At 48.7% G+C, this 542-nt stretch carries 1 pseudogene; it reads left to right on the forward strand.

Annotation, left to right across the window (positions count from 1 at the left end):
• Positions 1 to 542 (forward strand): annotated as a pseudogene (lnt, locus tag R7Q48_RS30330) (apolipoprotein N-acyltransferase); the annotation flags it as partial.

Below are 542 nucleotides of genomic sequence, written 5' to 3' on the forward strand. Positions count from 1 at the left end.
CGCGCGCTTTGGATAGGTTATGCTTGGGGGTTAGGCCAATTTGCAACAGGTGTTAGCTGGGTTTATGTCAGCATTTCTGGCTTCGGCGGGATGCCGCTGATTGCGAACCTCTTCTTGATGGGTATGCTCATTGCCTACCTTGCAGCTTATTCCGGATTGTTCGCTTGGCTAAACAATAAGTTTTTCCCTCAATTTAGCCTCAGTAAAGCGCTTCTTGCCGCACCAGCCTTATGGTTAATTACCGATTGGTTACGCGGTTGGGTGATGACCGGCTTCCCTTGGTTGTGGTTGGGCTATAGTCAAATTGATGCGCCACTAGCAAGCTTTGCACCGATCGGTGGTGTAGAACTGCTCACGCTGTTTGTTCTTATTAGTGCAGGTGCATTAGCATATGCGTGGATTCACAAACAGTGGTTGATGATTATCATCCCTGTTGTTTTGATGAGCGCAGGTTTTGGGATTCGCCAATATGATTGGGTGACACCTCGCCCAGAAGACACCACCAAAGTGGCGTTGATTCAAGGTAACGTCGACCAGAACCT

This window comes from Vibrio sp. 378 (assembly GCF_033339435.1).